Annotated in this window: 18 protein-coding genes; 17 read left to right on the forward strand and 1 reads right to left on the reverse strand. The window is 61.2% G+C overall.

Features of this window, described 5'->3' with window-relative positions; genetic code table 11:
• Positions 1-490 precede the first annotated feature (490 nt).
• The 14 genes from KUV72_RS17340 (at position 491) to KUV72_RS17405 (ending at position 14122) form a co-directional block, all read left to right on the forward strand.
• Positions 491-1117, forward strand: coding sequence for a riboflavin synthase subunit alpha (locus KUV72_RS17340; RefSeq protein ID WP_222163335.1), 627 nt, complete (start codon positions 491-493; stop codon positions 1115-1117).
• A 229-nt stretch (positions 1118-1346) separates the two neighbouring features.
• Positions 1347-1841, forward strand: coding sequence for a cytochrome P460 family protein (locus KUV72_RS17345; RefSeq protein ID WP_261317547.1), 495 nt, complete (start codon positions 1347-1349; stop codon positions 1839-1841).
• A 238-nt stretch (positions 1842-2079) separates the two neighbouring features.
• The gene (locus KUV72_RS17350; protein ID WP_206944588.1) at positions 2080-3411 is read left to right on the forward strand and encodes an NCS2 family permease; all 1332 of its coding nucleotides are present in this window, start codon (positions 2080-2082) and stop codon (positions 3409-3411) included.
• Between the two features lie 155 nt (positions 3412-3566).
• A complete protein-coding gene (locus KUV72_RS17355; RefSeq protein ID WP_206944586.1) occupies positions 3567-4112 on the forward strand; it encodes an adenine phosphoribosyltransferase in 546 nt (181 codons plus the stop codon).
• 3 nt (positions 4113-4115) lie between these two features.
• The gene (gene gpt, locus KUV72_RS17360) at positions 4116-4592 is read left to right on the forward strand and encodes a xanthine phosphoribosyltransferase (protein ID WP_206944584.1); all 477 of its coding nucleotides are present in this window, start codon (positions 4116-4118) and stop codon (positions 4590-4592) included.
• A gap of 5 nt (positions 4593-4597) precedes the next feature.
• Positions 4598-5281, forward strand: a complete 684-nt coding sequence (ung, locus tag KUV72_RS17365; protein ID WP_222239216.1) for a uracil-DNA glycosylase — start codon at positions 4598-4600, stop codon at positions 5279-5281.
• 176 nt (positions 5282-5457) lie between these two features.
• On the forward strand, positions 5458-6087 hold the full coding sequence (gene upp, locus KUV72_RS17370) for a uracil phosphoribosyltransferase (RefSeq protein ID WP_206944580.1): 630 nt from the start codon (positions 5458-5460) through the stop codon (positions 6085-6087).
• A gap of 361 nt (positions 6088-6448) precedes the next feature.
• Positions 6449-7591: an ABC transporter ATP-binding protein gene (locus tag KUV72_RS17375; RefSeq protein WP_222239217.1), complete on the forward strand. Its 1143-nt coding sequence runs from the start codon at positions 6449-6451 to the stop codon at positions 7589-7591.
• Positions 7592-8692, forward strand: coding sequence for an ABC transporter ATP-binding protein (locus KUV72_RS17380; protein ID WP_222239218.1), 1101 nt, complete (start codon positions 7592-7594; stop codon positions 8690-8692).
• Entirely contained in the window at positions 8689-9576 is an 888-nt protein-coding gene (locus KUV72_RS17385; protein WP_206944575.1) for a carbohydrate ABC transporter permease, read from the forward strand. The genes KUV72_RS17380 and KUV72_RS17385 overlap by 4 nt, the downstream gene beginning before the upstream one ends.
• 109 nt (positions 9577-9685) lie before the next feature.
• Entirely contained in the window at positions 9686-10462 is a 777-nt protein-coding gene (locus tag KUV72_RS17390; RefSeq protein WP_374107045.1) for a carbohydrate ABC transporter permease, read from the forward strand.
• Between the two features lie 11 nt (positions 10463-10473).
• Complete coding sequence (locus tag KUV72_RS17395; RefSeq protein WP_206944573.1) at positions 10474-10746, forward strand: DUF2160 domain-containing protein; 273 nt, start codon at positions 10474-10476, stop codon at positions 10744-10746.
• Positions 10747-10822: 76 nt separating this feature from the next.
• Positions 10823-12562 (forward strand): ABC transporter substrate-binding protein, encoded by a 1740-nt coding sequence (locus KUV72_RS17400; RefSeq protein ID WP_206944572.1) that lies wholly within the window; start codon positions 10823-10825, stop codon positions 12560-12562.
• Positions 12563-12856: 294 nt separating this feature from the next.
• Complete coding sequence (locus tag KUV72_RS17405; protein WP_222239220.1) at positions 12857-14122, forward strand: uracil-xanthine permease family protein; 1266 nt, start codon at positions 12857-12859, stop codon at positions 14120-14122.
• Between the two features lie 263 nt (positions 14123-14385).
• On the opposite strand, the gene KUV72_RS17410 is transcribed toward KUV72_RS17405, so the two are convergent.
• A complete protein-coding gene (locus KUV72_RS17410; protein WP_206944764.1) occupies positions 14386-14967 on the reverse strand; it encodes a cupin domain-containing protein in 582 nt (193 codons plus the stop codon).
• Positions 14968-15144: 177 nt separating this feature from the next.
• Between KUV72_RS17410 and mobA the strand changes: the two genes are divergently transcribed.
• The 3 genes from mobA to glp are packed head-to-tail and all read left to right on the forward strand — an operon-like array spanning position 15145 to position 17563.
• Positions 15145-15753: a molybdenum cofactor guanylyltransferase MobA gene (gene mobA / locus KUV72_RS17415; protein ID WP_222239221.1), complete on the forward strand. Its 609-nt coding sequence runs from the start codon at positions 15145-15147 to the stop codon at positions 15751-15753.
• Positions 15750-16310 carry a molybdopterin-guanine dinucleotide biosynthesis protein B gene (mobB, locus tag KUV72_RS17420; protein ID WP_222239222.1) on the forward strand — a complete coding sequence of 187 codons (561 nt, stop codon included), beginning with the start codon at positions 15750-15752 and terminating at the stop codon, positions 16308-16310. The genes mobA and mobB overlap by 4 nt, the downstream gene beginning before the upstream one ends.
• Positions 16310-17563: a gephyrin-like molybdotransferase Glp gene (gene glp / locus KUV72_RS17425; protein WP_261317548.1), complete on the forward strand. Its 1254-nt coding sequence runs from the start codon at positions 16310-16312 to the stop codon at positions 17561-17563. The genes mobB and glp overlap by 1 nt, the downstream gene beginning before the upstream one ends.
• Positions 17564-17571: the final 8 nt, after the last annotated feature.

A 17571-nucleotide genomic window follows, 5' to 3' on the forward strand; every position in this document is an offset into this window, starting at 1 on the left:
AGCCACCGGGTGGGCACCGAGTGACCGGGGGCGGGCAGGACCATGGGCAGGTCAGGCAGAGGGCAGGCAAGAGCGAGGGGTGTCCAAAAAAAAGGCCACCCTGGCGGGTGGCCATCAACGCTGGACACACCCTTTTAGCTGCACTTCATGCGCTGACACCTTGTGAGTGTCATGGCACGGGCGCCCGCAATCCGGGTACAAATCGGCGCCTAAAAATGTAGCCGGCAAGAATAGGGGGCTTGCTGAGTCCTGTCAATCACTTGTCGACGTGGATGGGGGCGTCAAGATGGAGGTTCGTCTACCGCCGAGTCACCCGCCCACTTATCCACCCACGGGGAATACCGGCAGAAGACCCAGGAAGGCCACAAGGGTGGCGCTTGATCATCGCCTTTCGTGGGGCGGGGCCGTCGCTTGCATGGAACTTTAGGGCGGAGATCCATAGACTGGCCCGATCGAAGGCTGAGGCCTTTTCGCTGGCGAGGAGATGAGGATGTTTACCGGGATTGTGCAAGGCACCGCTGAAGTGGTCGACATGATCGAAGCTGAGGCGTTTCGCACCCATGTCGTGCGCCTGCCGGAGCACTTGCTGGAAGGTCTGGCACTGGGCGCGTCCGTGGCCCACAACGGGGTGTGTCTGACGGTGACTGCGGTGGACGGCGATCGGGTCAGTTTCGACCTGATGCGCGAGACCCTCAGGGTGACCAATCTAGGCGCGGTATCCATTGGCGACCGCGTCAACATCGAGCGTGCGGCGCGTTTTGGCGATGAGATCGGCGGGCACGCCATGTCAGGGCATGTCATGGCGCAGGCGGAGCTGGTGGAGCTGGACGAGGCGCCCAATAATCGGCGCCTTTGGTTTCTGTTGCCGGAGGGGCTGGACAGGTTCGTCTTCACCAAGGGCTATATCGGCGTCGATGGCATCAGTCTGACCATCGGTGCACTGCGTCAGGAAACCCGTGGCGGTGCATTCTGCGTCGACCTGATTCCGGAAACGCTGGCCCGCACGACGCTGGCGGATCGTCGACCCGGAGACAGGGTCAATATCGAGGTGGACCCCCAGACCCAGGCGATTGTCGAGACCGTTGAGCGAGTGCTGGCGGCGAAAGGCGGCGCCTGAATCACGGGTGGTGGCCTTGTTCGCTGTGGACGTCGGAGATCGTCTTGCTCGCTGTGCCGTAGCGCCCGTAGCAGAGGAGACGAGGGCCTTCCTCGCTTGAGGCGGTGCTAACTTAATCGGATGCCACATTCCGATTTTGCACCGACCGTGATCAGTGAGGACGACCATGAAAATGACAGCCAAGGCATTGGCGGCAGGGGCGTGCATCCTAACGTGCGGGTTTGCCACGATGGCGACCGCCGAAAGTGATCTATCACCCTGGGTAGACGACGACGGCACCATTCATCTGCCCGATGATTTCCGCACCGAGATGGCCCACCTGGGCTCCTGGTTTGTGCCAGGGGGAGATGCGAGCGGCTTCCACAACGTCTATACCGTGCCCGAAAGCATTGCTGCCTATCGGGAAAACGGCGTGTTCCCCGACGGTGCTGTGCTGGTCAAGGAGCTGCGCGCCCATAGCACCGGTGACTACACCACTGGCGCCGGTGTGAGCTACGAGAACGACACCATCAAACAGTGGTTTGTGATGGTCAAGGACGCGACCAACCGCTTTGCCGACAGCAATGGCAGTTGGGGGGACGGCTGGGGCTGGGCCTTGTTCAAGACTGACGACCCGGCGACCAATGTGTCGGCGGACTACCAGACCGACTGCCTGGGCTGCCATGTCCCGGCAAAGGACAAGGACTGGATCTATACCGAAGCCTACCCGATTCTGGTAGAGTAGCGCGCTTTCGAGAGTCGCCACCGTCGGGCGCAGGTGCTGTTGCATCGCGCCCGATGTGCGTTTTGGCACCGATCTGTTCGGTGGCAGACGCGGTCAAGCGTTGGCTTCATTGTGCAGTATCGTCGTGCGTCCCCCGGCGGCCTGCTATATGGTGTCTCTAGCCACCGGGTGGCGGGGCACGGTCGGTGACTCTCGTCCTGGACACCCCCTCATTGACTCCACGTGCAGGACCTAGCGCATGTCCAATCCCCAGCCTGAATCGAACCAGGGCAAGAGTCCCCTCGATCGCTTCTTCAAGCTCAGCGAACACCGTACTACCGTGAAGACAGAGGTCATCGCCGGGATCACGACCTTCCTGACCATGGCGTACATCATCTTCGTTAACCCAAGCATCCTGTCCGAAGCGGGCATGGACTACGGGGCGGTCTTCGTGGCTACCTGTGTGGCCGCGGCGGTGGGCTGTCTGATCATGGGTCTGTGGGCCAATTACCCCATCGCCCTGGCGCCGGGTATGGGCCTCAATGCCTTCTTCACCTACGGCGTCGTGCTCGGGATGGGCTATACTTGGGAGGCGGCACTGGGTGCGGTGTTCCTGTCGGGCGTTACCTTCTTTCTGCTCAGTATCTTTCGCATTCGCGAATGGATCATCAATTCCATTCCGATCACATTGAGGCTCGGGATTGCTGCCGGCATCGGCCTGTTTCTTGCCATGGTGGCCATGAAAAATGCTGGCATCATCGTGGATAACCCGGCCACTCTGGTGTCAGTCGGTGACCTTTCCGAACCTGCGCCGCTTTACGCCCTTGCCGGTTTCTTCGTTATCACCGCGCTTGCTCACCTGCGGGTCACCGGGGCGGTGATGATCGGCATTCTCGGCGTGACGCTGGTTGCCATGCTGCTTGGACACAATGAATTCAGCGGTGTGGTGTCGATGCCGCCTTCCATTGCACCGACCTTGATGTCGATGGACCTCGCTGGCGCGTTCAACGTGGCGATGATCAGCGTGGTCTTTGCCTTCCTGTTTGTTGACTTGTTCGATACCTCCGGCACGCTGGTCGGCGTGGCTCATCGCGGTGGACTGCTGGACAAGGATGGCAAGCTGCCTCGTCTGGGGCGCGCGCTGATGGCCGACTCTACTGCCTCCATGGCAGGTGCGGCGCTGGGCACCTCGACCACTACCAGCTACGTCGAAAGCACGGCAGGTATCGCTGCCGGCGGGCGGACTGGCCTGACGGCCGTGGTAGTGGCCGTACTGTTCCTGCTCAGCCTGTTCTTTGCGCCGCTGGCGGGCTCCATACCTGCCTACGCCACGGCGGGGGCGCTGCTGTACGTGGCCTCCCTGATGGCGGGCAGTCTGGCTCACGCCGACTGGGATGATGCCACCGAGGCGGCCCCGGTACTGATCGCCGCTCTGGCCATGCCGTTGACCTTCTCGATTGCCGAGGGTATTGCCTTTGGCTTTGTCAGCTATGTCGCCATCAAGGCCCTGTCAGGTCGCTTCAAGGACCTGAACGTTGCCGTGGTCATCCTGGGCGTACTGTTTGCCATCAAGATGATTTTCCTCGATTGACCGGCGCTCCTCCGCCTCTCTCCGCCGCCGGGTTTGACGCAAATGGCGGCGGGTGGCGTGACGGACCGTGCAACGGTCAATCTGACGGGTAGCTTGTCAGCGGGGCTACCCGATGTTGTCATTTCCTTCGTACCCGATTTCTAGCGAGAACCGCCATGAGCATTTACGGCGACTACATCAAGTCTGTCATTCGCACCGTTCCCGACTGGCCACAGCCGGGCGTCAATTTTCGTGACATCACCCCGCTTTTGCAGAACAGTGCCGCCTTCCGCAAGCTCATCGATAGCTTTGTGCACCGCTATCAGGAGATGGATCTGGACGCGATTGCGGCGATCGACGCTCGCGGTTTTATCGTCGGCGCGCCCGTCGCTTACGAGCTGGGCTGCAGCTTTGTGCCGGTGCGCAAGAAGGGCAAACTGCCGTTTCGCACCATCAGCCAGACCTATACGCTCGAGTACGGCACGGCTGAGGTTGAGCTGCACTCCGATGCCTTCCGCAATGGTGATCGTATCCTGGTCGTCGATGATCTGATCGCTACCGGAGGCACCATGCTGGCGGCAGCTGAATTGATCAGTCGCAGTGGCGGCCAGGTGGTGGAGACCTCTGCCATCGTGGACCTGCCCGACCTGGGCGGTTCGCAGAAGATTCGTGATGCAGGTCACAGCGTATTCGCCGTTTGCTCGTTCACTGAGGACGAATGATCCATGAGTAGCCATCGTTATCACCGTCATTTTGTCGTCTCCTGGGACCAGCTGCATCGCGATGTGCGCGAGCTGTGTCATCGGCTGATCGAGCGGGACACCAAGGGCATCATCGCGATTACTCGGGGCGGACTGATTCCGGCCGCCTTGATCGCCCGTGAACTCAATGTGCGCTTGATCGATACGGTCTGTATCAAGAGCTACGACCACATGGAGCAAGAGGGCCTCGAGGTGCTCAAGGGCGTCGATCACGACGGCGAAGGTTGGCTGCTTGTCGACGACCTGGTCGATACCGGCAAGACCGCCAAGGCCGTCCGCGAGATGCTGCCCAAGGCGCATTTCGTGACGATCTATGCCAAGCCTGAAGGGCGCCCCCTGGTAGACCAGTACCTGACGGAGGTGGCTCAGGACTGCTGGATCCAGTTCCCCTGGGACATGGGTGTGGCCTATGTGGAACCCCTGGCCGACCAGCGTCGGTGATGGCCATGGGGCAGGTGTTGTCGGGAGCGTGGCAGCGTCATCTGGGAGCAGAGTTCGACGCGCCTTACATGCAGCAGTTGAAGGCCTTCCTGGCTGACGAGAAGGCTGCGCGCAAGGTGATCTACCCGCATTCGTCAGACTGGTTTCGCGCCTTTGAACTGACCCCGCTCGAAGACGTCAGGGTCGTCATTCTCGGCCAGGACCCCTACCACGGTCCTGGTCAGGCCCACGGCCTGTGCTTTTCGGTACGTGCCGGCATCAAGCCGCCGCCTTCCCTGGTCAATGTCTACAAGGAACTGGCCCAGGACCTGGGTGTGGAGCCTGTGCCCCACGGGCATCTCGAGGCCTGGGCGAGGCAGGGCGTACTGCTGTTGAACACCTCCTTGACGGTGGAAGAGGGCAATGCCGGCTCCCACCGCGGCAAGGGCTGGGAGACGTTTACCGATCGTGCCATCCAGACCGTGAGCGCCGAAGCAGGGCCCTGCGTGTTCCTGCTGTGGGGCTCCCACGCGCGCCAGAAGAAAGTGCTGGTGGATCGCCAGCGTCACCTGGTGCTGGAGTCGCCGCACCCCTCGCCGCTGTCCGCCCATCGAGGCTTCTTCGGTAACCACCACTTCTCGCGGGCGAATGCGTTTCTCCAAGAGCAGGGGCGTGGGCCGATCGACTGGCAGCTGCCGTCTAGCCCCTAGCGGGCTGCCTCGCCACCGGGTCGTGCAGGCGTCGGTGGCAAGGCTCAGCGGCGATTGTTCGCAGCGGGTTAACCTGAGAGCAGGATACGGGTAGAATGGCGCGCAATTTGTCGCCCGCGTCCATGCGACGAAGGTCGTCCTAGTCCCACCCTCTCCGTCATCTAAGAGGACTCGTCATGAGCGTCCATGCCATCGATCACCCCCTGGTCCAGCACAAACTCGGTTTGATGCGTGAAGCCGGTATCAGCACCAAGAGCTTCCGTGAGCTGGCTGGCGAGGTGGCCAAACTGCTCACCTACGAGGCGACTCAGGATCTGGAGCTGGAAGATCACGCCATTGACGGCTGGAGTGGCAACACCATTACCGTCAAGCAGCTCAAGGGCAAGAAGGTAACGATCGTCCCGATCCTGCGTGCCGGTCTGGGCATGCTGGAGGGCGTGACCGACCTGATTCCCAGTGCGCGGGTCAGCGTCGTTGGCCTGTACCGTGATGAGGAAACGCTGGAGCCTGTTCCCTATTTCTCGAAGTTTACCAACGACCTCGATGAGCGCATGGCGGTAGTCATCGACCCGATGCTGGCTACCGGTGGCTCCATGGTCGCCACGCTCGACATGCTGCGTGAACGCGGCTGTCAGCTGATGCGTGTGATCGTGCTGGTCGCGGCGCCGGAGGGCATTCGCCGCGTGCAGGAGGCGTATCCGGATATCGAGATTTATACCGCATCCGTGGATGAGCGCCTGGACGAGAACGGCTATATCGTTCCCGGTCTCGGCGATGCCGGCGACAAGATCTTTGGTACTCGTTGAGACCAGCCACGCCTGCGGGGTCATGATGCGGTCGGTCACGGCCGGCGCCCCGGCCAGTTGATCAGACTGGCTGTCGAGACATGCGCCCAATGTTCTTTTACGAACATTGGGCGCATTTTTTTTCACTTAAACAACATTGCCTGCGCACGAGAGGATGCTGCGCAGAAGTGTTCTGCATTAGACAAAAGTTGATGAATTGGTGAAAAGCTTTTTATTTCAATGTGTTGTAATGGATTGTTGGTGATGTGTCGGGGTGATTGAGGGGTTTCGTTTAAAAACACCGGGGTGCCTTCGACAATCTCTACTACCGTACAGATGACGCCTTCGAAGGAGGGCGATGTTCGGTGGAATGAGACGGCCCATGACCCTGATCCTCGACGGTGTCACCCGCAGGGTGGCAAACGAGACCCACATTGACGACGTTAGTCTGACGCTGGCGCCAGGCTCGTTCAATGTTCTGCTGGGGCGAACCCTGGCGGGAAAGACGAGCCTGATGCGCTTGATGGCTGGGCTGGATCAACCCAGCCGAGGACGTATCCTGATCAACGGTGAAGACGTGACAGGCAAGGGCGTGCGCCAACGCAATGTGGCCATGGTCTATCAGCAGTTCATCAACTACCCCCACCAGAGTGTCTTCGACAACATTGCATCTCCGCTCAAGCTGGCACGGGTTCCCAAGGCAGAACTTCGGCGCCGGGTGCAGGAGGTGGCTGAGCTGCTGCATATCGAGGGACTGCTGGATCGTCAGCCGCTGGAGCTGTCTGGCGGGCAGCAGCAGCGCACCGCGATGGCACGGGCGCTGGTCAAGGACGCTGAGCTGGTGTTGTTCGATGAGCCTCTGGTCAATCTGGACTACAAGCTGCGGGAGGAGTTTCGGGAAGAGCTGCGTGAGCTGTTCGCCCGACGGGACTGCATCGCTGTCTATGCCACCACGGAGCCCGCAGAGGCACTCGCGCTGGGTGGCGACACCGCCATTCTGCATGAAGGTCGCCTGGTCCAGCATGGGCCTGCCGCGACGGTGTACCGTGAGCCGGTGTCGCTGACCGCTGCGGACATGTTCTCCGAACCCCCCATGAATGTGCTCGAAGGCGAGATCCGGGACGGCCACGTCAGTTTTGATGGCGAGCCCGCTTTCGCCGTTGACGCCGGCATGTCGCGGCTCGAAGAGGGGCGCTACCACTTTGGGGTACGTCCTGCCCACCTGGCGATTGCGCCGCAATCCGACGATGATCTGGCCTTGGATGTCTGCGTCGAGCTGGCCGAGATCAGCGGCTCCGAGACGTTTCTCCATGTGGGCAACGCTCGCATGTCGCTGGTGGCCCATCTGGAGGGTGTGCACGGCTTTCAGGTAGACGCTCCGCTGCGGCTATACGTGCCGGTGCATCGACTGTACGTGTTCGACATGGAGGGCAGGACGGTGGCCGTGCCTGCTGAGGTGGGGGCCAGTATGTCACGCAGAGCCGAGCACGCCCCCGCGAGTGCGATCCATCGGGAGGAGCGCTAGATGGCAGAGATACGTCTTGAGCAACTGGCGCACAGCTATCTGCAGCAGCCGTCCGGTCCGGCTGACTTTGCGATCGAGCGCATGACGCATACCTGGGAACAGGGAGGCGCCTACGCGCTGCTTGGGCCGTCTGGCTGCGGCAAGTCGACGCTGCTGAATATTATCTCCGGGCTACTGGTGCCGTCCCAGGGCGAGGTGCTGTTCGATGGTGTTCAGGTCAATGAACTGCCGCCGGAAGAGCGCAACATTGCCCAGGTGTTCCAGTTTCCGGTGGTCTACGACACCATGACCGTGTTCGACAACCTGGCCTTTCCTCTGCGTAACGTCGGCACTTCCGAGGAGCGCGTCAGAGAGCGGGTCGAGGAGGTGGCGGACATTCTCGACCTGACCGCGCAACTGCCGCGCAAGGCGCGCAATCTGACGGCCGATGAAAAGCAGAAAGTGTCGATGGGGCGGGGCCTGGTGCGCGACGATGTTGCGGCGATTCTGTTTGATGAGCCATTGACGGTGATCGATCCCCAGCTGAAATGGAAGCTGCGTCGCAAGCTCAAGGAGATTCATCAGCGCTTTGCGGTCACGATGATCTACGTGACCCATGATCAGCTGGAGGCCTCCACCTTTGCCGACAAGATCGCGGTGATGTACCAAGGCAGCATCGTGCAATTCGGGACGCCGCGGGAACTCTTCGAAGCCCCCGCACATACCTTTGTCGGCTACTTCATCGGTAGTCCCGGCATGAACTTCTTCACGCCACAGCTCGACGCCGATGGGGCACTCGTGGGTGGGCAGCCGCTGCCGCTGTCGCCCGGCTTTATGAACGCCCTGCGCGATGCCATGTCCCGCAGCGACAACGTCACCCTCGGCATTCGGCCTGAGTTCATCGAGGTGGTGTCCGCGGACGACGGCGGCATGCCAGCCACGGTCTCCCACCTTCAGGATCTTGGTACCTACCGCATTGTCACTGCCTCGCTGGGCAGTTTGACCTGCAAGGTACGGGTCGACGATGCCCTCGACCCAGCGACGTCGTGCATTCACCTGCACTTTCCCGAGCGTTGGTTGGGGCTCTACGTGGATGAACGGCGGGTGGAGGTGGCGTCATGAACAAGGTGCCGAACAACCGGGCCTGGTGGCTGGTGCTGCCCATGCTGTTGCTGGTGGCATTCTCCGCCATTGTGCCGTTGATGACCGTGGTCAATTACTCCGTACAGGATGTGTTCGACGCCAATACGCGGTTTTTCACCGGAACCGAATGGTTCGTGCAAATGCTCAATGACCCCGCCTTGCAGGCGGCTCTGGGTCGGCAGTTTGCCTTCTCGCTGACCATTCTGGTGATTCAAGTGCCCCTGGGGGTCGGTATCGCGTTGCTGATGCCCAAGCGGGGCTGGCGGGCCTCGCTGGTGCTGGTGCTGGTGACATTGCCACTGCTGATTCCCTGGAATGTGGTCGGCAGCATCTGGCAGATATTCACCCGCGGGGATATCGGTCTGATGGGTTTCAGCCTGCGCCAGCTGGGGTATCCCTACAACATCACCTCGAATCCGATGGATGCCTGGGTCACCATCGTGCTGATGGATGTGTGGCATTGGACATCGCTGATCGCCTTGCTCTGTTACAGCGGTCTGCAGGCGATTCCCGAGGCCTACTACCAGGCTGCCAGGATTGACCGGGCGTCACGCTGGGCGGTGTTCCGCTACATCCAATTGCCCAAGTTGACCAATGTGCTGGTGATTGGCGTGCTGCTCCGGTTCATGCACTCCTTCATGATCTATGCGGAACCCTTCGTGCTGACCGGCGGTGGGCCGGGCAGTGCCACCACCTTTCTCAGTCAGTCCCTCGCCATCATGGCCACCGCCCAGTTCGATGTGGGGCCGTCGGCGGCGTTCTCGTTGATCTACTTCCTGATCATTCTGCTGGTGTGCTGGGTGTTCTATACCGCCATCATGAATCTGCAGAAGGATCGCCAAGGAGGGTCGCGCCATGACTAGGCCATTGCCATCCAGCCCTGACCAGGTGAACGAGCACGCCGCACGGCAGGCGGCCAGGCGTCGGCGTCGCCAGCGCTCGGCCGGACGCAGGGTACGCCGCGGTGGGTTGATGCTGGCCTATCTGGTGTTCGTACTGCTACCCATCTACTGGTTGGTCAACATGTCACTGCAGACCAACAACGAGATCCTGGGAGAGCTGACCCTGTGGCCTCAGGCGCTGACCTTCGACAACTACACCCGGATCTTCACCGACCCCAGCTGGTACATGGGCTACGTCAACTCCATGACCTATGTGGTGATGAACATGGTCATCAGCATGGTGGTGGCCTTGCCCGCCGCCTATGCCTTCAGTCGCTATCGGTTCATCGGTGACAAGCACCTGTTCTTCTGGCTTTTGACCAACATGATGGCGCCGCCTGCCGTCTTCCTGCTGCCTTACTTTCAGCTCTACTACACGGTCGGCCTGTTCGATACGCACATCGCCGTGGCCTTGGCCCATTGCCTGTTCAACATACCGTTGGCGGTCTGGATTCTCGAGGGCTTCATGTCCAGCGTGCCCAAGGAAATTGACGAGACCGCCTTTATCGATGGCTACAGCTTTCCGCGGTTCTTTGTCCAGGTCTTCATTCCGATGATTCGCTCAGGCATCGGCGTGACCCTGTTCTTTCTGTTCATGTTTTCCTGGGTCGAGCTGCTGCTGGCCCGTACCCTCACCTCCACGGAGGCCCAGCCCATCGTGTCTGTCATGACGAGAACCTCCACCGCCTCTGGTATCGATTGGGGAACCCTGGCGGCAGCGGGAGTGCTGACCATCGTGCCGGGCATCGTGGTGGTGTTTTTCGTCCGTCATCATATCGCCAAGGGCTTTGCTCTGGGGCGCACCTAAGGAGCCGCGACATGGACTGGATGGTGTGGACCCTACCTACGGCGATGTTCTTCTCCGTCATCGCACTGCTGCTGGTGCTGATGACCACCTGGGAGCTGATCTCGCCCAGCCGCGAGCGCCGCGGTTTTCTTCCGATCAGCACAACGCGGGGAGACCGGTTCTTTATCGGCATGCTGTCGGCGGCGTATATCCACCTCGCCGTTATCGGCTTTACCAGCCTTGGTCTGTGGCTGGCATTGGCGTTATCGGTGGTGTGGATGGTGCTGCTGTTGCGCTGGGGGTAACCGACAGGATGCCTGCACCCATTGGCTGGCGACGATAGCGAGGCTGGCCTTCATCAATGATAACAATGAGGTGACCATGAACGTGAGACGCAAGCTCAGCAGGGTAGGTGTAGCCGGATTGCTGCTATTGGCAGGCGACGCCATTGCCCAGGAAGATCGTGCCGCAGTGATCGAGCGGCTGGCCGATGAAGTGTTCGCAAACTCCACCTTGACGCGGGAGCAGCGGATCGCCGAACTGGAGTGGTTTGCCGAGGCCGCGGAGCCCTTTCGTGGCATGGCAATCAACACGGTGGCGGAAGGGTTGACCACCCATACCTGGGAGCGGGACGTGCTGACGCCGGCCTTTCTCGAGCTGACCGGGATAGAGGTGACCCACAACATCATCGGCGAGGGGGATGTGGTTCAGAACATGCAGACCCAGATGCAGTCGGGTCGCAATATCTACGACGCCTATATCAATGACTCCGATTCCATTGGCACCCACATTCGCTACGGATCGACCATCAATCTCAGTGATGCCATGGCCAACGAGTGGAAGGAGCTGACGCTGCCAAGCCTGGATCTGGAGGACTTTATCGGGATTCAGTACACCACGGGGCCAGATGGCAGCCTTTACCAGCTACCGGACCAGCAGTTCGCGAACCTTTACTGGTTCCGCTACGACTGGTTCCAGAGAGAGGACTTTCAACAGCAGTTCCGTGATCTCTACGGCTATGAGCTAGGCGTGCCGACCAACTGGACGGCGTACCAGGATATCGCTGAGTTCTTCAGCGAGCACATCGGCGAGATCGACGGGCAAAAGGTCTATGGCCATATGGATTATGGACGTCGAGATCCCTCGCTGGGTTGGCGTTTCCATGACTCCTGGCTATCAATGGCCGGAATGGGCAGCCCTGGGGTGCCGTTCGGCAACCCGGTGGATGACTGGGGTATTCGCGTAGACGAGGACAGTCATCCGGTGGGAGCCAGCGTCAGCCGAGGCGGGGCCACCAATTCCCCGGCTTCGGTGTTTGCCGTCACCAAGATGGTCGAGTGGCTCAGAGACTTTGCTCCTCCCGAGGCACAGGGCATGACCTTTGGTGAGGCGGGTCCCGTGCCGGCCCAGGGTAATGTGGCGCAGCAGATGTTCTGGTACACCGCCTTTACCGCCGACATGGTCAGCCCGGACGTGGCGGTGACCGATGACCAGGGAAATCCCAAATGGCGGATGGCCCCATCACCGACGGGTCCGTACTGGGAAGAAGGAATGAAGGTGGGCTATCAGGATGTTGGCGCCTGGACCTTCTTCGACTCGACGCCTGAAGACCGTCGCAGTGCTGCCTGGTTGTTCGCTCAATTCAGCGTGTCAAAGACGGTGTCTCTGGAAAAGCTGATGGCGGGGCTGACGCCGATTCGGCGGTCGGACATCTTTTCCGAGCAGATGACCGAGATGGCGCCCAAGCTGGGTGGGCTGGTGGAGTTCTACCGCAGCCCCAACGAAGCCAAGTGGACGCCAACGGGAACCAATGTGCCGGACTATCCGCGCATGGCGCCATTGTGGTGGCAGAACTTGGCACCGGCGGTGAATGGCGATATTTCCGCCCAGGAGGCGCTCGATAATCTGGCGGCAGATCTGGATAACATCATGGCGCGACTGGCTCGGGCCAAGGTGTTTGCCACCTACGAGCCGATTCTCAATGAGCCCAAGGATCCCGAGCAGTGGCTGAGCCAGCCTGGCTCGCCCAAGGCCAAGCTGGACGATGAAATGCCCCAGGGCACCACGGTGCCCTATGACCAGATGATGGAAGACTGGATGTCCGCGGGTACCCGAGAGTAATCCCGGTATAGCGGTGTGTGCCGGCCCCCAATCCTCAGGATGGGGGGCTTTGTCTTGCAGAGCAGTTTCAGCAGCACTGAGTGAGCCATCAGGGGGAGCCAAAGGGGGGACTAGCGCTTGGCAGAAAGGGGGAGGGTTGCGTGATTGCTACGTTGGCGACCTGGGGTTGGCGCAAAATTGTGCCCTGAAGGGGCGCCGGGATTGGTAACATGGCCCGCGTTTGGAATCGGCTGTCGGCGCGATGAGCCTCTTCTCGCCCCACAGCAGACTTCCTGTTCACCACGGAGCCCCCTCATGTCTGACCCCCATTCTTCGTCAACTCAGCCACCCGAACCTTCAGCGACGGCGCCGGATTCATTGCCCAGACTCGCGTTGGTCGGCGCGCAGATGCTGTTCGTGGCCTTCGGTGCCCTGGTGCTGGTGCCTCTGCTGACCGGGCTTGATCCCAATGTCGCTATGTTCACCGCCGGTATCGGTACGCTGGTGTTTCACTTCACCACGCGGATGACGGTGCCGGTGTTCCTGGCATCCTCCTTTGCCTTCATCGCGCCAATTCAGGGCTCCATTGCGCACTTTGGGGTGTCCGCCACCCTGGGTGGGTTGATCGCGGCGGGCCTGGTGTACGTGGTGATCTCGCAGGCGGTGCGCCTGAAGGGGACCGGCTGGCTTCATCGGTTGCTGCCGCCGGTGGTGGTAGGGCCCGTCATCATGGTGATCGGCCTTGCTCTGGCGCCCGTAGCGGTCAATATGGCGACCGGTGAGAACAGCGAAGGGATCGGTTACGCTCAGGCCATGGTTCTGTCCATGTCGAGCTTGCTGGTTACCTTGATTCTGGCAGTGTTCGGACGTGGTCTGCTGCGCCTGGTGCCGATCATGGGTGGCATCGTGACGGGCTACCTGCTGGCCCTGTTGATGGGAGTCGTTGACTTTACTCCGGTGCGCGAAGCCTCTTGGCTGGCGCTGCCATCCTTTACCGCTCCTAGCTTCAACTGGTTGGCCATCGCGTTCATGATCCCTGTGGCCATTGCGCCTGCGGTCGAGCACATTGGTGACATGATTGCCATCGGTTCGGTCACGCGCCGCAACTACCTGGAAAAGCCCGGTCTTCATCGCACCTTGCTGGGCGATGGCCTCGCCACCATCTCTGCGGCCATGTTTGGTGGGCCGCCCAATACCACCTACTCCGAGGTAACCGGGGCGGTCACCCTGACCCGGGCGTTCAATCCGATGTTCATGGTGTCGGCGGCGTTGGTGGCCATCCTGCTGGCCTTCGTGGCCAAGCTGGGAGCCGTGCTCCAGACCATACCTGCGCCGGTCATGGGGGGCATCATGACGCTGCTGTTCGGTTCCATTGCGGTAGTCGGGATGAATACCCTGGTGCGCGCGGGCAAGCCGCTGACGGCGCCGCGTAACCTGGTGGTCGTGTCGTTGATTCTGGTCTTCGGTATCGGTGGCATGCAGTTTGGTGGAGGCCAGTTTGCCCTGCAGGGCGTCAGCCTTGCCGCCCTGGTGGGCATCGCGCTGAATTTGATACTGCCGCGCGCTCGGGAAGAGGACTAGGGCTTGTACGAAAAGTGCCTGCGCTTGGTGATACGGCGTTAAAAATCGGGTCAAAATGCTCATTTACACCTCGTAAACTGCGCTTTCTCACCGATTTTTGCCTTGTCTAACCTTCGCTCGTCGACTTTTCGGACAAAGCCTAGCCGAAGTGCCGGGGCGACGCCGCAGCCTGGCGGCGTCGTCCACTGCTTTGACGCTCACTCGGTGAGCGGTGAGATTGTCCCTGCGGTCCTGATCGGACAAGGGCTGAACAGCCAAGCCCCTCAGTGATGGATCTGTTCGCCACCATCTGAAAAGGTGGGCGGGGTATTGGCGCTGACGATCACGCATTCTTCCTGCCCCAGATTGCGAAACCGGTGGGGCAGGCGGGAGTCAAAGTAGTAGGCATCTCCTGGGCCAAGCAGCCCCGTCTCTCCGTTGACGGTAATCTCGATCTCCCCGGCGATGACGACACCGCCTTCTTCGCCATCATGCTCCAGCATTTCCTCGCCGGTATCGGCACCCGGTGGATAGCGCTCGTGCAGTACCGACATGCGCCGGTCGGGGCGTCTGGCGGCGACAAGTCGCCATGAAAGGTGGCGATCACCGATCTCGGTCAACTCCGCAGCGCGATAGAAGGGGCTCGGATGATTGGGCTCGTCGGCGGCGAAGAAGGCGCTGATGGAGACCGGTAAGGCGTCAAGTATCTTCTTAAGGGAGCTGACCGAAGGGCTGACATTATTCAGCTCGATAAGCGAGATAGTACTGTTGGTGACGCCCGCTCTTTTCGCTAGTTCGCGCTGAGATAACTGTTTTTCCTGACGTAGTTGGCGCAACCTAGCGCCGACATCGAAACCGTCGTCCATCCTGGTGTCCGCCATTCGTGAGTCGCTGTCGTGCAAAATGATGGACACATGATACCTGCTATGGCCTGGGTGGGTCACCCTCGCGCTCTCGGACTACCTCTATGCGTGCATGGCGACTACCTACGGCCTGAGGCATCATGTAGTGATGCATGACGAACATAGCAATAGGAGCTTCTTGTGGTGAAACCTCAGGCAAGCGAGGTATGTGGTGTTGTCCTGGCGGGTGGTCAGGGACGTCGCATGGGAGGCATCGACAAGGGCCTGGTGTCCTTTGCGGGTCAGCCCCTGGCCGCCCATGCGGTCGCCTGTCTGCGACCCCACGTGGGTTCTGTACTGATCAACGCCAATCGTCATCATGAGGACTATGCGGCGCTTGCCGATGGTGTCTTCAAGGACGCTGCCGAGGGCTTTCAGGGGCCGCTGATGGGCATCTACAGTGCGCTTGAGGCTGCGGACAGCCCCTGGGTCATGGTCGTGCCCTGCGACAGTCCGCTACTGCCCCATGACCTGGTCCCACGCATGTTGGCGGGCTGGCGTGAGGGGATGGACATCCTGGTGGCCCATGACGGAGAGCGCCTGCACCCGGTGGTAGCGCTGCTGGCAGGTCATCTGCGCGAAGATCTGGCACATGCGTTGGCGCAGGGAGAGCGCAAGATCGATCGCTGGTACGCGCGACATGCCTGGGCCACGGTCGATCTGAGCGACTGTGCGGACGCTTTTGCCAACCTCAATACTGAAGAAGAGCGCCAGCGTCTTGAGCCCACTCGTCCAGGGGAGGGCTCATGAGGTCCCGGCTGCAATGGCAAGTGCAACAGCCGGTATTGGGCATCGCCGCCTGGAGCGGGACCGGCAAGACCACCTTGCTGGAGCGCATCGTACCGATGCTGAAGGCGAAAGGGCTGCGGGTATCGGTCATCAAGCACGCGCATCACCGTTTCGATGTCGATCAGCCTGGCAAGGACAGTCACCGCTTGCGAATGGCGGGGGCGGAGCCGGTGCTGATCGCCTCCCGGGCAAGGGTGGCGATGATGCTGGAGACCCCCGAAGCTGAGGAAGCGGACCTGCAGACGCTGCTGGCCATGGTGGCGCCACTGAAGGCGGACCTGACGCTGGTGGAGGGGTTCAAGGACTGGCCAATGCCCAAGCTGGAACTGCACCGTGCCGCGTTAGGCAAGCCGCTGCTGGCGACCGAGGATCCCTGGGTCCAGGCGGTGGCCTGTGATACTCCCCTGAGCACCGCGGTCGAGACGCTGGATCTGAATGCCCACGACCAGCTGGTCGAGTGGATGTTGCGGTGGGCTGCTGACTGGAGCGGCTGGCTGGCGACGCAGGAGGGACGTTGATGATGTCCTCATTGTCTTGCTTTGACCTGGGCGAGCACATGCTGAGCGTCGACGAGGCACGTCAGGCGCTGCTTACCCTGGTGGATGGCCAGCTGGCGACGGAGTCCGTGGCGCTGGCCCAGGCTCATGGACGCGTGCTGGCCAAGCCGGTGACGGCGCCCTTCAATGTTCCAGGCCACACCAATTCGGCGATGGATGGCATCGCTCTGAGCTGGCCCGAGGAAGGCGTCGCAGGCTCCCTGCGGCGCGTCGGTTCCGCCCTGGCCGGCCGGCCTTTTGCCGGGCGGGTGGGCAGTGGCGAGTGCGTCAGTATCACCACCGGAGCGCCGCTGCCGCCTGGCACCGACACGGTGATCATGGTCGAGCAACTTCAGCAGCACGGTGATGTGGTCGACATCCTCCAGGCTGATCGAGTCAAGCGAGGGCAGAACGTCCGCCAGGCGGGCGAGGATCTACGTCGGGGTGAGGTGGCGCTGGAATCCGGCAGGCGGCTGGAGGCAGCGGCGTTGGGGTTGCTGGCGTCGTTGGGCTGCGCGTCCGTTGAGGTGCGCCGCCAGCCCCGTGTGGCGGTGTTTTCCACCGGGGACGAGGTGACCGCCCCTGGACAGCCTCGCGCTGATGCCGCGATTTATGATGCCAACCGCTTCACCTTGATGGGCATGTTGCAGGAGCATGGCGCAGAGGTGCTGGATCTGGGCATCGTACCTGATGACCCGCAGGCGCTGGAGGATGCCCTGGCACAAGCGGCGCAGCTGGCTGATCTTGTGGTGTCCAGTGGGGGAGTGTCGGTGGGGCAGGCCGACCATACTCGAGCTGCCCTGGAGCGGCTGGGGCGACTGACCCTGTGGCGAATCGCCATGCGTCCTGGCAGGCCGATGGCATGCGGCGTGATGGGGGACAGTGCGACGCCATTTCTGGGCCTGCCCGGCAATCCGGTGGCCTGCATGGTGACCTGTCTGGTCTTCGTTATTCCCCTTGTACGCAAGCTGCAGGGGCGTGAGCTGCGCTCGCCTGCGTGGCAGGCGGTGGCCGACAGCGACTTCCGCAGTCGTGAAGGTCGCACCGATTACAGTCGTGGCGTGCTCAAACGGAGTGATGACGGGACCTTGCGGGTGGTCAATACAGGTAGCCAGGGTTCCGGTATCCTGTCCTCCATGGTGGCTGCCGAGTGTCTGGTGGAAATTCCTGCCGACAAGGCAGCGGTTGCCATCAATGATATGGTGACCGTATTCCCTCTCTTTCGTTTCCCCTGAGGCTTGAA

Source organism: Halomonas sp. DP4Y7-1, from assembly GCF_019800705.1.
Taxonomy (GTDB): Bacteria; Pseudomonadota; Gammaproteobacteria; order Pseudomonadales; family Halomonadaceae; genus Halomonas; species Halomonas litopenaei_A.

Excerpts from the sequence above, each read along its gene's own strand:
- glp (WP_261317548.1), top strand. The coding sequence starts at position 16,310 with ATGATGTCCTCATTGTCTTGCTTTGACCTGGGCGAGCACATGCTGAGC.
- KUV72_RS17395 (WP_206944573.1), top strand. The coding sequence starts at position 10,474 with ATGGACTGGATGGTGTGGACCCTACCTACGGCGATGTTCTTCTCCGTC.
- KUV72_RS17390 (WP_374107045.1), top strand. The coding sequence starts at position 9,686 with ATGCTGGCCTATCTGGTGTTCGTACTGCTACCCATCTACTGGTTGGTC.
- KUV72_RS17340 (WP_222163335.1), top strand. The coding sequence starts at position 491 with ATGTTTACCGGGATTGTGCAAGGCACCGCTGAAGTGGTCGACATGATC.
- ung (WP_222239216.1), top strand. The coding sequence starts at position 4,598 with ATGGGGCAGGTGTTGTCGGGAGCGTGGCAGCGTCATCTGGGAGCAGAG.
- upp (WP_206944580.1), top strand. The coding sequence starts at position 5,458 with ATGAGCGTCCATGCCATCGATCACCCCCTGGTCCAGCACAAACTCGGT.
- gpt (WP_206944584.1), top strand. The coding sequence starts at position 4,116 with ATGAGTAGCCATCGTTATCACCGTCATTTTGTCGTCTCCTGGGACCAG.
- KUV72_RS17385 (WP_206944575.1), top strand. The coding sequence starts at position 8,689 with ATGAACAAGGTGCCGAACAACCGGGCCTGGTGGCTGGTGCTGCCCATG.
- KUV72_RS17410 (WP_206944764.1), bottom strand. The coding sequence starts at position 14,967 with ATGGACGACGGTTTCGATGTCGGCGCTAGGTTGCGCCAACTACGTCAG.
- KUV72_RS17350 (WP_206944588.1), top strand. The coding sequence starts at position 2,080 with ATGTCCAATCCCCAGCCTGAATCGAACCAGGGCAAGAGTCCCCTCGAT.
- KUV72_RS17405 (WP_222239220.1), top strand. The coding sequence starts at position 12,857 with ATGTCTGACCCCCATTCTTCGTCAACTCAGCCACCCGAACCTTCAGCG.
- KUV72_RS17355 (WP_206944586.1), top strand. The coding sequence starts at position 3,567 with ATGAGCATTTACGGCGACTACATCAAGTCTGTCATTCGCACCGTTCCC.
- KUV72_RS17345 (WP_261317547.1), top strand. The coding sequence starts at position 1,347 with ATGGCGACCGCCGAAAGTGATCTATCACCCTGGGTAGACGACGACGGC.
- KUV72_RS17375 (WP_222239217.1), top strand. The coding sequence starts at position 6,449 with ATGACCCTGATCCTCGACGGTGTCACCCGCAGGGTGGCAAACGAGACC.
- KUV72_RS17380 (WP_222239218.1), top strand. The coding sequence starts at position 7,592 with ATGGCAGAGATACGTCTTGAGCAACTGGCGCACAGCTATCTGCAGCAG.
- KUV72_RS17400 (WP_206944572.1), top strand. The coding sequence starts at position 10,823 with ATGAACGTGAGACGCAAGCTCAGCAGGGTAGGTGTAGCCGGATTGCTG.
- mobB (WP_222239222.1), top strand. The coding sequence starts at position 15,750 with ATGAGGTCCCGGCTGCAATGGCAAGTGCAACAGCCGGTATTGGGCATC.